The organism is Bacteroidota bacterium (genome assembly GCA_016713765.1).
Lineage (GTDB): Bacteria > Bacteroidota > Bacteroidia > AKYH767-A > 2013-40CM-41-45 > Pollutiaquabacter > Pollutiaquabacter aromativorans.
In genome coordinates this window covers 1,876,106-1,889,420 of sequence record JADJON010000001.1, presented here as the reverse complement: position 1 = coordinate 1,889,420, position 13,315 = coordinate 1,876,106, and the positions used below count along the sequence as shown (strand labels likewise).

The 13,315-nt window shown below is 53.6% G+C and carries 11 protein-coding genes and 1 tRNA gene; 9 read left to right on the top strand and 3 right to left on the bottom strand.

The window, feature by feature from the left end:
• Positions 1-41: 41 nt before the first annotated feature.
• The 3 genes from IPJ96_07175 to IPJ96_07165 all read left to right on the top strand — a co-directional run bounded on the left by IPJ96_07175 (position 42) and on the right by IPJ96_07165 (position 4,135).
• On the top strand, positions 42-1,484 hold the full coding sequence (locus tag IPJ96_07175) for a Do family serine endopeptidase (GenBank protein ID MBK7910130.1): 1,443 nt from the start codon (positions 42-44) through the stop codon (positions 1,482-1,484).
• Positions 1,485-1,696: 212 nt separating this feature from the next.
• The gene (locus IPJ96_07170; protein ID MBK7910129.1) at positions 1,697-2,560 is read left to right on the top strand and encodes an RNA polymerase sigma factor RpoD/SigA; all 864 of its coding nucleotides are present in this window, start codon (positions 1,697-1,699) and stop codon (positions 2,558-2,560) included.
• Positions 2,561-2,680: 120 nt separating this feature from the next.
• A complete protein-coding gene (locus IPJ96_07165) occupies positions 2,681-4,135 on the top strand; it encodes a glyceraldehyde-3-phosphate dehydrogenase (protein ID MBK7910128.1) in 1,455 nt (484 codons plus the stop codon).
• 72 nt (positions 4,136-4,207) lie between these two features.
• Here the strand turns inward: IPJ96_07165 and IPJ96_07160 are convergent, their stop codons facing one another.
• The 3 genes from IPJ96_07160 to IPJ96_07150 all read right to left on the bottom strand — a co-directional run bounded on the left by IPJ96_07160 (position 4,208) and on the right by IPJ96_07150 (position 6,826).
• The gene (locus tag IPJ96_07160; GenBank protein MBK7910127.1) at positions 4,208-4,918 is read right to left on the bottom strand and encodes a hypothetical protein; all 711 of its coding nucleotides are present in this window, start codon (positions 4,916-4,918) and stop codon (positions 4,208-4,210) included.
• Positions 4,899-6,011 carry a tRNA 2-thiouridine(34) synthase MnmA gene (gene mnmA / locus IPJ96_07155; GenBank protein ID MBK7910126.1) on the bottom strand — a complete coding sequence of 371 codons (1,113 nt, stop codon included), beginning with the start codon at positions 6,009-6,011 and terminating at the stop codon, positions 4,899-4,901. Before mnmA ends, IPJ96_07160 begins: the two co-directional genes overlap by 20 nt.
• Before the next feature lie 74 nt (positions 6,012-6,085).
• On the bottom strand, positions 6,086-6,826 hold the full coding sequence (locus IPJ96_07150) for a toxin-antitoxin system YwqK family antitoxin (GenBank protein MBK7910125.1): 741 nt from the start codon (positions 6,824-6,826) through the stop codon (positions 6,086-6,088).
• 121 nt (positions 6,827-6,947) lie between these two features.
• Between IPJ96_07150 and IPJ96_07145 the strand changes: the two genes are divergently transcribed.
• The 6 genes from IPJ96_07145 (at position 6,948) to IPJ96_07120 (ending at position 13,268) form a co-directional block, all read left to right on the top strand.
• Entirely contained in the window at positions 6,948-8,510 is a 1,563-nt protein-coding gene (locus IPJ96_07145; protein MBK7910124.1) for a peptide MFS transporter, read from the top strand.
• Positions 8,511-8,585: 75 nt separating this feature from the next.
• Complete coding sequence (locus tag IPJ96_07140) at positions 8,586-9,008, top strand: hypothetical protein (GenBank protein MBK7910123.1); 423 nt, start codon at positions 8,586-8,588, stop codon at positions 9,006-9,008.
• A 56-nt stretch (positions 9,009-9,064) separates the two neighbouring features.
• Positions 9,065-9,622 carry a DUF255 domain-containing protein gene (locus tag IPJ96_07135; GenBank protein MBK7910122.1) on the top strand — a complete coding sequence of 186 codons (558 nt, stop codon included), beginning with the start codon at positions 9,065-9,067 and terminating at the stop codon, positions 9,620-9,622.
• Between the two features lie 122 nt (positions 9,623-9,744).
• A tRNA-His gene (locus tag IPJ96_07130) sits at positions 9,745-9,820 on the top strand.
• Positions 9,821-9,915: 95 nt separating this feature from the next.
• Positions 9,916-12,111 carry a cation-translocating P-type ATPase gene (locus IPJ96_07125; GenBank protein ID MBK7910121.1) on the top strand — a complete coding sequence of 732 codons (2,196 nt, stop codon included), beginning with the start codon at positions 9,916-9,918 and terminating at the stop codon, positions 12,109-12,111.
• Complete coding sequence (locus tag IPJ96_07120) at positions 12,108-13,268, top strand: glycosyltransferase (protein MBK7910120.1); 1,161 nt, start codon at positions 12,108-12,110, stop codon at positions 13,266-13,268. Before IPJ96_07125 ends, IPJ96_07120 begins: the two co-directional genes overlap by 4 nt.
• Positions 13,269-13,315 lie beyond the last annotated feature (47 nt).

The window sequence follows — 13,315 nt, the reverse complement described above, 5'->3', positions numbered from 1 at the left end:
AAATTTTGAAAAAAGGGCACCATCAAATCTGAAAAACCATGATGAAGCAAAGTCGGAAGTACCTCGTTCTTTTCCTCGCCGCCGCCCTCTCAGGCGCAGCCGGCGCATTCGTCTTCGACCGTTTGCAGGATTCGACCCAGGCACCCAGCGAGCGCAACGCCTGGGGAGGGATCGTGCGACCGGTGAGCCTGAGCGCCACACCGGAACAAGGTGTACAGGATTTCACCAAGGCAGCCGAATCCAGTGTTCATGCAGTGGTTCACGTCAAGACTACTTTTTCCAATCGAGTCGCCTACAATCCGTTCAGTTTCGACCCCTTCGATTTCTGGGGTCGACCACGCAGTCCGCAACAGGCTGAGGCCACCGGCAGCGGGGTCATCATCACCGACGATGGGTACATCATCACCAACAATCACGTCGTGGAGAATGCCGAGAAAGTCGAAGTGACGCTCAACGACAACCGGACCTATAAAGCACGCGTGGTCGGCACCGACCCGAGTACCGACCTCGCACTCCTGAAAGTTGACGAGAAGAACATGCCGTACATCGTTTACGGGAACTCTGACGATCTCAAAGTCGGCGAATGGGTGCTTGCCGTCGGCAATCCATTCAATCTCACCTCGACCGTGACGGCCGGTATTGTCAGTGCCAAGGCACGTAACATCGGTATCCTGCCGGATCAGTTCAAGATCGAATCGTTCATCCAGACCGATGCCGCGGTCAATCCCGGTAACAGTGGCGGTGCCCTCGTCAATACGCGGGGCGAATTGGTGGGCATCAACAGCGCCATCGCCTCCAACACCGGCAGCTATACGGGATACTCGTTCGCCATTCCGGTTAACCTCGCTAAAAAAGTGGTGGACGACCTGGTGGAGTTCGGCAGTGTCCAGCGCGCGTTCATCGGTGTGAGCATCCGCGACATTGACTCCAAACTGGCTGACGAACGCGGCCTCCGCGAAACGCAAGGAGTGTATGTGGCCGGTCTGACGCCGGGCGGCGCGGCCGAAGAAGCCGGACTGCGGGAAGGCGACATCATCACCCGCGTCGGTGATATCACCGTGAACAACACCCCACAGTTGCAGGAACAGATCGGCCGCTTCCGTCCGGGCGACCGCGTCAGCCTGAGCATTCTGCGCGAAGGCAAGGAACAACAGCTGGCCGTGACCTTGCGCAACAAGGATGGCGATACGCGCATCGTGAAGGCCGAAGAATCGCTGAATCTGTTGGGCGCATCGTTCGAACAGGCATCGGCGGAAGAACGTGGCAGGCTTGGCCTGCAGGGTGGCGTGAAAGTCTCCAAACTGTATTCCGGCAAACTCCGGAGTGCCGGTATCAAAGAAGGATTCATCATCACGTCCATTGATAAAAAACCGGTCCGGAACACCCAGGAACTCGACCAGCTTCTAAAAGAAAAACAAGGTGGCATCCTGATCGAAGGGGTTTACCCGAACGGAATGAAAGCCTACTATGGCTTTGGCATCTGAGCCGGGATAAGCCTGAAATCGATCAAAAAGAGGCCCTGAATCCGCCGATTCGGGGCTTCTTTTTTTTCAACAAATAAGGCAGAGTTATCCACCGTTTATGAACAAAAAGTTGCTTCGCCTAGGCCGGAGTCGTATCTTTGCAATACGTCTAAACCAAACATTTTTATTCGATTTCTGTTAATTTTCTAACGAAATCGATTGCCTTCTCTCTCATGCGTCAGCTAAAAATCACCAAATCAATTACCAACCGGGAAAGCCAGTCCCTGGAAAAATACTTGCAGGAGATCGGACGTGAAGAATTGATCACGGCCGAAGAGGAAGTGAAGCTGGCCCGGTTGATCAAGCAGGGAGACCAGAACGCGCTGGATCGTCTGACCAAGGCGAACCTCCGTTTCGTGGTTTCGGTTGCCAAGCAATATCAAAATCAGGGCTTGTCCCTCCCCGACCTTATCAACGAAGGCAACCTCGGCCTCATCAAAGCAGCCAAGCGCTTTGACGAGACGCGTGGCTTCAAGTTCATCTCGTATGCGGTCTGGTGGATCCGTCAAAGCATCCTGCAGGCATTGGCCGAGCAATCGCGTATCGTGCGTTTGCCACTGAACCAGGTAGGATCGCTCAACAAGATCGCCAAGGCATACAGCAAGCTCGAACAGGAATACGAGCGCGAGCCTTCTCCGGAAGAACTCGCCAAGGTGCTCGACATCCCGACCGAAAAGATCGCCGACACCATGCGGGTAAGCGGCAAGCACGTGTCGATGGATGCTCCGTTCGTACAAGGCGAAGACAACAGCCTGGTGGACGTGCTGGAAAACCATGATTCTCCGCGTGCCGACGGCTCGCTGATGAATGAATCGCTGCAGCGCGAGATCGACCGTTCCCTGAGCACACTCACCGAGCGCGAACGCGAAGTGATCAAATTGTTCTTCGGCATCGGCATGCCGCACGGCCTTACCCTCGAAGAGATCGGCGCCAAGTTCGACCTCACACGCGAGCGGGTACGACAAATCAAAGAGAAAGCCATTCGACGGCTGCGCCATAAGTCGCGTAGCCGGTTGTTAAAGGCTTACCTCGGATAATCATAGCGCCCCGGGCGCAGGAACAGCTTTCACCACCATGAAAGCTGTTCGCGTTTAAAAGCAAGACTCAACCATCCCTAACTACCAATCATGGCACTTGAAGAAGCGAACAAGACGGTGATGAATCACAAAGACAATTACGAAACGGAACTGGCAGACTGGATCCAACTGGAGAAAGCGGCAATCGCGCTGATCCACGTGACGGGCAGTCTCTGGTTCGACAAATCGGTCGAGCTGGTGCTCTTCCGCAACCAACTCGTCGACCGCAGCGCGAGCGAGATCCTCAACCTGCACCAGTACGCGAAGGAAGTCGTCAAGAAACCCATCAACGTACTGGACACCCTGGCGCTGGCCAAGGAAATGAATAAACTCGATCTGGCGCCGGCCCGTATCGATATCGGTCGCCTGTCTGCCGAATGGCTGGCCGAGCGCGCCAAATACAAGGGGGCGGAGGATTTCGTTGCCGATAAGATGAAAGGATTCATTGGCAAGGAAAAGCGTTCCATCATCCCGCGCGACGTCGTCTTGTATGGCTTCGGTCGAATCGGACGTCTGCTGGCCCGCGAGCTCATCTCCCAAGCCGGTAAAGGAGAACAGTTACGTCTCCGCGCCGTGGTGACCCGAACCAACACGGATGAAGACATCACCAAACGCGGTGACCTGCTGCGCAACGACTCCGTTCACGGAGCATTCCCCGGAACGGTGATCGAAGACTTTAAGAACAAAGCACTGATCGTGAACGGCCACACCGTCCACATGATCGCCGCGAATGATCCCGCTTCCATCGATTATACCAGCTATGGCATCCACGATGCCCTGGTGATCGATAATACCGGTGTGGTGCGTGACCGGGAAGGGCTTGGCAAGCACCTGCTGGCAAAAGGCGTCAGCAAAGTGTTGCTGACCGCTCCGGGCAAAGGGGATGTGCCGAACGTCGTGTATGGCGTGAACGAAAACGCTTTCGATCATCACAAGGAAACCGTGTTCTCGGCAGCCTCCTGCACGACGAACGCCATTGTACCGGTGCTGGCCGTAATCGAGAAGAACCTCGGTATCGAGCGCGGACACATCGAAACGATCCACTCCTATACGAACGACCAGAACCTGCTCGACAACTTCCACAAGAAGTACCGCCGGGGACGCTCCGCCGCGCTCAACATGGTCATCACGGAAACCGGTGCCGACAAAGCGGTTGCCAAGGTGTTGCCGCAACTGGCGGGCAAGCTCACCGGTAACGCGGTCCGGGTCCCTACCCCCGATGTTTCACTGGCAATCCTCAACCTCACCCTGAAGTCCGAGACCAGCAAAGAGGGTATCAACGAAGTCTTGCGCAATGCCGCGCTGTCGGGAGACCTGGTCGAGCAGATCCAGTATTCCGTCTCGAACGAGCTTGTCTCGACGGATTTGGTCGGCAACTCCTGCGCCTCGATTGTTGACTCCCCTGCTACCATCGTTTCCAAGGACAACAAGAGCGCCGTGCTGTACGTCTGGTACGACAACGAGTACGGTTATAGCCGCCAGGTGATCCGTTACGCCAAGTATTTGGCCGACGTGATCCGGCTGCGCTACTATTGATCCCTCACCGATAAAGAAAAAAAGCCGCCTGGACATTCTCCGGGCGGCTTTTTTCTTTATCGGTCATCCTGCCTATCGCGGTCCGTAATCCTTTACCTGCATGGTAAATTCCGTCCCTTTCACAACGATTCCGTTTCGCTTACCCAGGTCGTCGCGCTGACGCCGGATCAACCCCACACCGTTCGCGTAGATCTCCTGCCCATAAACACGCTCCACGAAGTTATTGTCGTCGCGTTGGAGTACGGAAAGGGTCGAATCGAATGCCATTCCGTTCACCGAACGGCTGACATGATAGTCTTCGTAGGCATACAACTCTTCATCCAGTGTATTCATGTCGTTACCGTCCCAGGTCGTGTTTTCTGAAATGGGGAAGGCCAGCTTATGAAAGGTGATGTTGTCTTCGAACCGGTAGGCGGCTGAAACCGTCAGGGTCTGGGTCCATACAGAGGTCAGGTTCCAGGGATCCCCATCGGTCAACCTGTGATAGCGCTTCAGTACCTGTGCGGAGCGGCCGGAGCCATCGATGAAGGACGAATCGATCAATTCCATAACCTCGTAGTGGTAGGCATAGACCGAATCGTCGTTGTTGTTGTCGTTCTCCGCATGCACGACGGAATCCACCTCGAAGATCACATAACAGCCGCGCTCGGTCGGGAAATAATCGAAGGAGATGGGCAGCGGATCCTGTTTTTCCTTTTTACACGAAAGCAGGAACGGCACCAGCAGGCCGCAGAAACAGACCAGACGAAAAAGCGGGAAAGGGTTAGTTCGATTGAAGGTCATCGGCCGGCGCGATAAAACCGCCACCTACCACATCATCGCCTTCGTAGAAGACGGCGCTCTGACCGGGGGTGACAGCAGCCACGGGTGCATGGAACAGCACCTTGAGGCGATCACCATCCGGAACCAGGGTACTGGGAGTCCCCTTGTCTTTGTAGCGGATGCGCGTGACGGTTTCCAATGGATTCTCTAACGAAGCGTACTTCATAAGGTTCAGGTCACGAACGCGCATTTCTTGCTTTTGGAGCTCCTCGAAGCTACCCAGCACTACAACATTGTCAGATGGTTGAATATCAATGACATAAGCTGGTTCACCCAAAGCGATATCCAAGCCTTTTCGCTGCCCGATCGTATAGAATGGATAGCCCTTATGCTGCCCGAGGACTTCACCTTTCCGGTTGATGAATTTCCCGCCTGCCAGCTTTTCCTCGATCCCTTCCACCCTACGCTTGAGGAACGAACGGTAGTCGTTGTCGGGGATGAAGCAGATCTCGTAGCTCTCCGGTTTATTGGCCAATTCATGGAAGCCCATTTCAGCCGCCATTCGACGGATCGCGGGCTTTTCAAAACCACCTACCGGAAATAAGGTACGCGACAAGCACTCCTGTTTGACGCCCCAAAGGACATAGCTTTGATCCTTCCATGCATCCAGGCCTTTGCTGACTACGTAGCGGCCATTGTCGTGCCTACGGACTTTGGCATAGTGTCCGGTCGCGATATACTCACAATCGAGCATGTCGGCGCGCTTGAGCAACGCCTCCCATTTAATGTGGGTGTTGCAGCGGACACAGGGATTCGGTGTTCTGCCGGCCAGGTACTCGTCGACAAAATTGTCGATTACATGCTGTCCGAATTCTTCCCGGATGTCGAGGATATAATGCGGGAAACCCATGGAGACCGCGATGGAGCGCGCGTCGTTGATGGAATCGAGCGAGCAACAACCGGTTTCCTTCTTTGAACTTCCGGAGCTGACGTAGTCCCAGGTCTTCATGGTAATGCCCACCACTTCGTACCCCTGCTCGTGCAGCAGTACGGCGGAAACAGAGGAGTCGATTCCTCCGCTCATGGCCATTAAGACACGTCCTTTTTTACTCATGAATTTCCGGAATAGCCCTATAAACGGCTCAAAAACAAGCTATTATTTGGCTTTCAACAGCCTGCAAAGATAGCTTATTTTTCGGGTTCCGCGATCGGGGTTTCCGGTTCCGCTACGGGGTTCAGGAGAAAGCCGGACTTATAAATTTCCTCCCGTTCCGTCTTCCCTGCTTCGTCCAGTACGATCCACTTGCCATCTTTCACGCCATTCTTATATACCCCCTGTTGCCACACCTTTCCGCTGGGGTGATAGACCGTGACCTTTCCTTCAAAGGCATCGTTTTTCATAACACCTTCGATCTTGGTCTTCCCGTTTTTAAAGAACTCCTTGTATAAACCGTTCTTCTTATCCGCTTTATAGAAGAGCGTCTGCGATGGATTTCCTTCCGGGTAAAAGACCTCCCATTTCCCTTCCTTTTTTCCCTTCTGGTACTGTTCCAAAGACTGAAGCTTTCCCTGTTCGGAGAAATAGCTCCACACACTGTCTTTCTTCTGACTTTGGTAAACGCCTTTTGCCATCAGATGTCCGGCTTCCGCATACACGATGGCATCGCAACGCTCGGTCATGCCGCGATAGGTCATGATAGCCTGTTGCTTGCCATTCTTGTAAAAAGTGCGGAATGTACCGATCGCCTTGCCATCCTTGTACTGTCCTTCGGAGAACAACGTATCATTGGCATAGTAACGCTTCCATACCCCTTGCTTACGTCCTTTCGCGTCCGACCGGTTGATGGTATCGCCCTTGAAGACCGAGTATTTCTGTGCCGGGGCAGCCAGACTGCCGAGCAGCAAAGCCAGGAGAAGGTATCGAAACATGGAGCAAAGATAGTTTGCTGAGCGAACCTTTTTCCGGGCTTTCAGCAACCGTACAACGCTGAGGAGGGTATTAAAATTTCGCTACATTGCGGCTTATCCTTCTAAAAACAGACTAATTCATATGAGTCAAACCGCTTCGAAAGGGCACCCGAAAGGCTTGTATATCCTCTTCATCACCGAGATGTGGGAGCGATTCAGCTATTACGGTATGCGTGCCATCCTGATGCTCTTCCTGGTGAAGGCATTGATGATGAGTGAAAAGGACGCATCGAACATTTATGGCAGTTATACCGGTCTGGTTTACCTGACACCATTGATCGGAGGATACATCAGCGACCGTTATTGGGGAAACCGTCGGAGTATCCTCGTGGGAGGTATCCTGATGGCAATCGGACAGATCCTGATGTTCATGAGCGGCAACTCGCTTGGTACCGCGACATCGAACACGGCCATGCTTGCAGGACTGGGCTTTCTGATCATCGGGAACGGATTCTTCAAACCGAATATCTCCACCATGGTGGGCCAGCTCTATCCGAAGGGTGACGCAAGGGTCGACGGGGCGTTCACGATCTTCTATATGGGCATTAACCTGGGCGCATTCTTTTCTCCGCTTGTCTGCGGAGGCTTAGGCGACACCGGCGATATTCACGATTTCCGCTGGGGCTTTCTCGCTGCGGGAATCGGGATGATCATCAGTGTAATCATCTTTGAACTGACGAAGCACAAGTACCTCATCGATCCGGAGGGGAAACCGGTTGGAATGCCTCCGGCGCACTACCGTAAGGGAGAGCCCGCCGCGGCGAAGGCGGCAGGTTCCACGAACATGAACAAGATTCTCGCGATCCTGGTCATCGGTATCGGATTGGTATGGGCCTTTAACAAGTTGATGGGACTTGATCTCATCGGCGCACTCATCTTCTCTTCCGCTATTGCTGTTCCCGCTTTGATCATCACCGACGGTTCCCTTTCCGGAAACGAGAAAGAGCGCATATGGGTGATCTTTATTCTGGCATTCTTCGTTGTATTCTTTTGGTCAGCTTTCGAGCAGGCCGGAGCTTCACTAACGATCTTCGCCGACCAGCAGACCAACCGGCATATCGGGAGTTGGGAGATGCCGGCTTCCTGGTTCCAATCCATCAATCCACTTGGGATCATCCTGCTGGCACCCTTGTTCAGCAGCCTGTGGGTCAGCCTCGGCAGACGCGGTGCCGAGCCACCTTCGCCGCTCAAGATGGCGATTGGCCTCGCGCTCCTTTGCGTCGGTTATATCGTGATTGCCATTGGCGTAAAAGGCGTTGATGCATCGATTAAGATCTCGATGTGGTGGCTGATCGTCTTGTACGTATTGCACACCATGGGCGAACTTTGTCTTTCACCAATCGGCTTGTCGATGGTATCCAAACTGGCTCCCATCCGCTTCGCTTCCCTGCTGATGGGCACCTGGTTCCTCGCCAATGCCGCCGCCAACAAACTGGCAGGATCACTCAGCGCCCTGATCCCTCCGGGAGCCGGAGAACATGCCGCTGCTGCTACGGGACCAGTCGAGATCCCCTCCATTTTGGGATTCCAAATCGCGGATCTGTACAGCTTCTTCATGATCTTCATCGTCATGAGCGGGGCCGCTGCCTTGTTGCTGTTCGTACTGTATCGTTGGCTGAGCAGAATGATGCACGGCGTTCACTGATCCAACGTTTTACATCTTTCAAACGGCGGCGCTTTTTTAGAAAAGCGTCGCCGTTTGCATTTTTACCTTTACCGAATGCAACTACCAAAAGCAGGAACTGAACTGGATCTGGGTGTCCGTTCCTTGAGCCGTGATGCAATCAGGGACTTTGCCCGCGCGTATGATCCGTTGGAATTCCATCTGGATGAATCCACCGCGAAGCGCCATATGTTCAAAGACCTGGTCGCCAGCGGACCACATATATTTAATCTGTTCTATAAGGAAGTCTGGGTGCCGCGGTTTGGTGCCAGTGTACTTTGCGGATTGGCGCTGGATAATTGGAAATTCCTACGTCCTGTTTACCCCGACCAGCCGATCCGTTGCCGACTGGTCATCAGCGAAGTGATTGAACATCCGGAGAAAAAATCACGCTCGATACGCTGGAATTTCAATTTTGAGCAGGCTGACGGCAGCCTCGTACAACACCTTGAAATGCTGGTCCTACACCGGGATAGCTAGATTGTAGGAAAAGCTCGAATTTGGATTTTTACCCTGATCCGATTATATTTAACGGAATGTTTGTCAGCCCCGCACTCGTTTTTCGTCCTCGCCTGATCCTTCGTCTTGTTTTGGTTTGGATCGCCGTTTACCTGATTCCAAGCTATTTGCAAGCCCAGGAATCCGGTGAACAAGTGCAATGGTATACCTGGCAAGAGGCCAGTAAACTGCAACAGGAAAAACCCAAAAAGCTCCTGCTTGATATTTATACGAATTGGTGCGGATGGTGTAAAAAAATGGACGCCAGCACCTATCGGGATAAGGCAGTGGCAAAGTATCTCAACGAACATTTCTACGCGGTTAAAATGGATGCAGAGACGAAAGACTCGCTGCATTTTCAGGGAAAAACATATGGCTTCAAACCTGAATACCGATCGAACGAACTTGCTGCCGTCCTGCTGAATGGACAGATGTCGTATCCTACTACCGTATTTCTCGATGACAAGATGAATCCGATCGGCCCTGTACCCGGTTACATGGACAACCGGCAGATGCTGATCGTGATGCGGTATTTCGCGGAGGATCTTTACAAGACCAAGCGCTGGGAGGATTATCTGCAGGATGAACTGAAGTGAGCTTCCCTTTAGTGGAGGTCAGGCCCGGATTCCGTTTCGCATTAACGGCAATGGGCGTCTTTGTTTGATAATCCTAAAAATTTCCTATTTTTGCGGCCCCGCTTGCCCGTCAGGCGGTTCATGGTGATTGTAGCTCAGTTGGTTAGAGCGCCAGATTGTGGCTCTGGAGGCCGCGGGTTCGAGTCCCGTCTTTCACCCGAAACAGTGGCTGTCGATGAGACAGCCCTTTTTGTTTTCTGCCCATTTCGCCCGGCACTGGGTAGAGGTTCCGTACCTTTGAACGTATTCCGGCCATGCAGGAAGTAACGGATCATACGCAACTCCGTGTAGAAGGAATGGACTGCGCGAACTGTGCGCAAACCATTACCCGATCACTCAGAAAATCCGGGTTTCAGGACGTGTTCGTCGACTTCGCCACCGGCGAGGTGACCTTTGTACAAGTCGGCCCAGAAAAGGTCGATGCCGCGGTCGACGCGATCCACGACCTCGGTTACAAAGTTACTTCCCGTTCGGATCAGCGAACCACACAAGACGACTCCCTGGAGTCGCACGGCCTGGAGACCGTGACCGATCTGAGCCGAAAGTTCTGGTTCTGCTTTGCATTCACCCTTCCGCTTTTCCTCCACATGTTCCTGCCCTTTCATTGGCTGCATTCACCCTGGGTTCAGTTCGGTCTTGCCACACCGGTCATGTTGATCGGCTGGATGCACTTTGGCCGTTCTGCCTGGAAATCCATCCTCGCAGGATTCCCAAACATGGATGTCCTGATCACAATGGGTGCCAGCTCGGCCTACTTCTATTCGTTGGCGGGTTTGATCCGCTTCTCTGGTTCGGCAGCCGCGCAAGAATTTTTATTCTTTGAAACGGCCGCCACCATCATCACCCTGATCTTCCTTGGCAACCTGATCGAGCACCGTTCGGTTGCACGAACAACCAGTGCCATCCGTGAACTCAACCGTTTGCAACCGGAACAGGCGCTTCGCGTTGTGACCGGTGCATCGGGAGCAGTACAACTCGAGCCGGTATTGGTGAGTGAACTACGGATTGGCGATAAGGTTCAGGTCAACGAAGGGGATCGGGTACCGGTGGATGGTCGAATTGTGTATGGTTCGGGTTCACTGGACGAGTCCTTTCTTACCGGTGAGAGCCTGCCGGTGGACCGGACGATCAATGAATCGGTGACGGGTGGTTCCATCGTCGTGAAAGGCAATTTCCAAATGATCGCGGAACATGTCGGGACTTCCACCACCTTGTCGAAGATCATCGCCATGGTGAAACAAGCACAACGCGACAAACCCGCCATCCAACGCCTTGGGGATCGTGTCAGTGCGATCTTCGTTCCGGCGGTGGTAGCCATTGCGATCATTACATTTTTAGTTTCGTGGCTATGGTTGCAGATCGGCGTCGGGGCTTCGGTGCTGCACAGTGTTGCCGTATTGGTCATCTCCTGCCCTTGCGCTATGGGCCTGGCTACACCGACCGCTGTGATGGTCGGCATCGGACGGGCAGCACGTAATGGTATCCTGATCAAAGGCGGATCGACCCTGGAAACCCTGGCCGGTATCCGCACGGTTGTCTTCGACAAGACGGGCACGCTGACGACCGGCAACTTCCGGATCGAAAAGATCAACGTGCTGCAGGGAAGTTTACAGGAATTAAAGGAAGTACTCCATGCCCTGGAATCTCGCAGTTCCCACCCGATCGGGCGTTCGATCGTTCGGGCGTTGGAGCAGGAAGGATTCCGATCCGGCAACACTCTTGAATGGGAACGAATCGAAGAGGACAAAGGCATCGGTATCAACGGCTGGACACGGCAGGGTGACCTCTACTCGATCGGATCGTTCCGGATGGTGCAGCATTTTCATGCCGATCTCGGCCACAGCATCTATGTCCTGAAGAACAATCAACTGCTAGCAACCGCAGACTTGTCTGACGAGATAAAAACCGGTGCCCATGAAACCGTCCAAACGCTTAAGAGGAAGGGCGTTCGGGTAGTTCTGGTCAGTGGCGACAAAGCTGACGCTTGCAAGCTTGTTGCAGCATTCTTAGGCATTGAAGAAGTTTTTGCCGAGCAACACCCCCGTGAAAAGCTCGAGATCATCGGGAAGCTTTCCGCCAAAGCGCCAACGGCGATGGTGGGCGACGGCATCAACGATGCACCGGCTCTTGCAAAAGCCGGTGTCGGGATCAGTTTGTCGGATGCCACGCAGGTCGCGATCCAATCCTCTCAAGTCATTTTGCTGCGTTCCGATGATCTCCGGAACCTGCTGGACGCGCTTGAGGTCAGCCGGCTCACCTACCGGACGATCCGACAAAATCTCTTTTGGGCATTCCTCTACAATGTGGTTGCGATACCGATTGCCGCCGCGGGTTATCTTAGCCCGATGTTGGGCGCTTTATCGATGGCATTTTCCGATGTGATCGTTGTCGGGAACTCCCTGCGTCTGCGTACCCGAAAGATCCACCGGCCCGGGAGCCGAAGCCTATGACCCCGCATCCTCCTCTTAAACATATTCTGTGGATCTGCAGGTGGTATCCCAACCGTGAGGATCTCCAGTTGGGTGTTTTCATCCAAAAGCAGGCTGAAGCGTTGGCGGATCATTACCGGGTGTGTGTGGTTTACGCGATGGCGGTGGATCAAGGTGAGACAGGATCTGTAATACGGGAAAACGGGAACTTACTCGAGATCATTCAGTATTACCCCAGACGCCATGGATGGCTTTCCCGTTGGATCGCTTATGCGCTTTCAATACAGTCGGCGGTCGCATTGGCCCTGCAGCATTTCGGAAAACCATCGCTTGTCGTTGGCTACATCTTGAATCGCAGCGGCATTATGGCACGCAGGTTGGCCAGAACACATGGGATTCCATTTGTCGTTGCAGAACAGTGGTCGGGTTATGCCAGTGGCGCCTTTGCAAAACGCGGATGGGTGCATCGGCATTTGTCGAAACGATTATGCGCAGAGGCCGCCGGCGTGATGGTTGTTTCCGGTTTTTTACAAACTGCCATGGAGCGACAGGGGCTGAAAGGACGCTACTCGGTCGTGCCGAACATCGTAGCATCGCCTCCCGTCAGCTCCCGACCAGGAAAATCCGCCGATACCATCGAGATACTCCTGGTAGCGGATCTTGTCGACCGCATCAAGAACATCAGTGACGTGATCCGGAGCATGAAGGAACTTTATCGTTTGCATCCACGCATCCGGCTGACGATCATTGGCGATGGACCTGACCGGGGCGAACTTGAAAAATTGGCCGCGGCTCAATCGATGCCGGAAGCACACATTCGATTTCTTGGGCGTCTGCCGAATAACGAAGTTTATCAGCACCTGTCACAATCCGATTTTCTGGTCATGAACAGCCGGGTCGAAACGTTTTCCCTGATTTGTGCCGAAGCGATGAGTTGCGGAAAGCCCGTGGTGGCAACCCGATGTGGGGGACCGGAAAGTTTTATCACCGATTCGGATGGGATCCTGATTGCTCCCGATGCGCCGGACGAATTGTTGGCGGCACTGGAACAGATGTGCAGAACCTTCCAAACATTTCAACCTGAAACGATCAGGGAGCATGCGATTGCACGATTTTCCAGAAAGGCCGTTGGTGCGCAGTTGGCCTCCCTGACGGAAGGTTGGATACGCGGATCATGAGCAGGATTTTACTTAACACTTTGATCGTGACGCTTACGTGACCAAAA

Bases quoted from the DNA above. Each gene is read 5' to 3' on its own strand.
- IPJ96_07175 (MBK7910130.1), top strand. From the start codon at position 42: ATGAAGCAAAGTCGGAAGTACCTCGTTCTTTTCCTCGCCGCCGCCCTC.
- IPJ96_07170 (MBK7910129.1), top strand. From the start codon at position 1,697: ATGCGTCAGCTAAAAATCACCAAATCAATTACCAACCGGGAAAGCCAG.
- IPJ96_07165 (MBK7910128.1), top strand. From the start codon at position 2,681: ATGAATCACAAAGACAATTACGAAACGGAACTGGCAGACTGGATCCAA.
- IPJ96_07160 (MBK7910127.1), bottom strand. From the start codon at position 4,918: ATGACCTTCAATCGAACTAACCCTTTCCCGCTTTTTCGTCTGGTCTGT.
- mnmA (MBK7910126.1), bottom strand. From the start codon at position 6,011: ATGAGTAAAAAAGGACGTGTCTTAATGGCCATGAGCGGAGGAATCGAC.
- IPJ96_07150 (MBK7910125.1), bottom strand. From the start codon at position 6,826: ATGTTTCGATACCTTCTCCTGGCTTTGCTGCTCGGCAGTCTGGCTGCC.
- IPJ96_07145 (MBK7910124.1), top strand. From the start codon at position 6,948: ATGAGTCAAACCGCTTCGAAAGGGCACCCGAAAGGCTTGTATATCCTC.
- IPJ96_07140 (MBK7910123.1), top strand. From the start codon at position 8,586: ATGCAACTACCAAAAGCAGGAACTGAACTGGATCTGGGTGTCCGTTCC.
- IPJ96_07135 (MBK7910122.1), top strand. From the start codon at position 9,065: ATGTTTGTCAGCCCCGCACTCGTTTTTCGTCCTCGCCTGATCCTTCGT.
- IPJ96_07125 (MBK7910121.1), top strand. From the start codon at position 9,916: ATGCAGGAAGTAACGGATCATACGCAACTCCGTGTAGAAGGAATGGAC.
- IPJ96_07120 (MBK7910120.1), top strand. From the start codon at position 12,108: ATGACCCCGCATCCTCCTCTTAAACATATTCTGTGGATCTGCAGGTGG.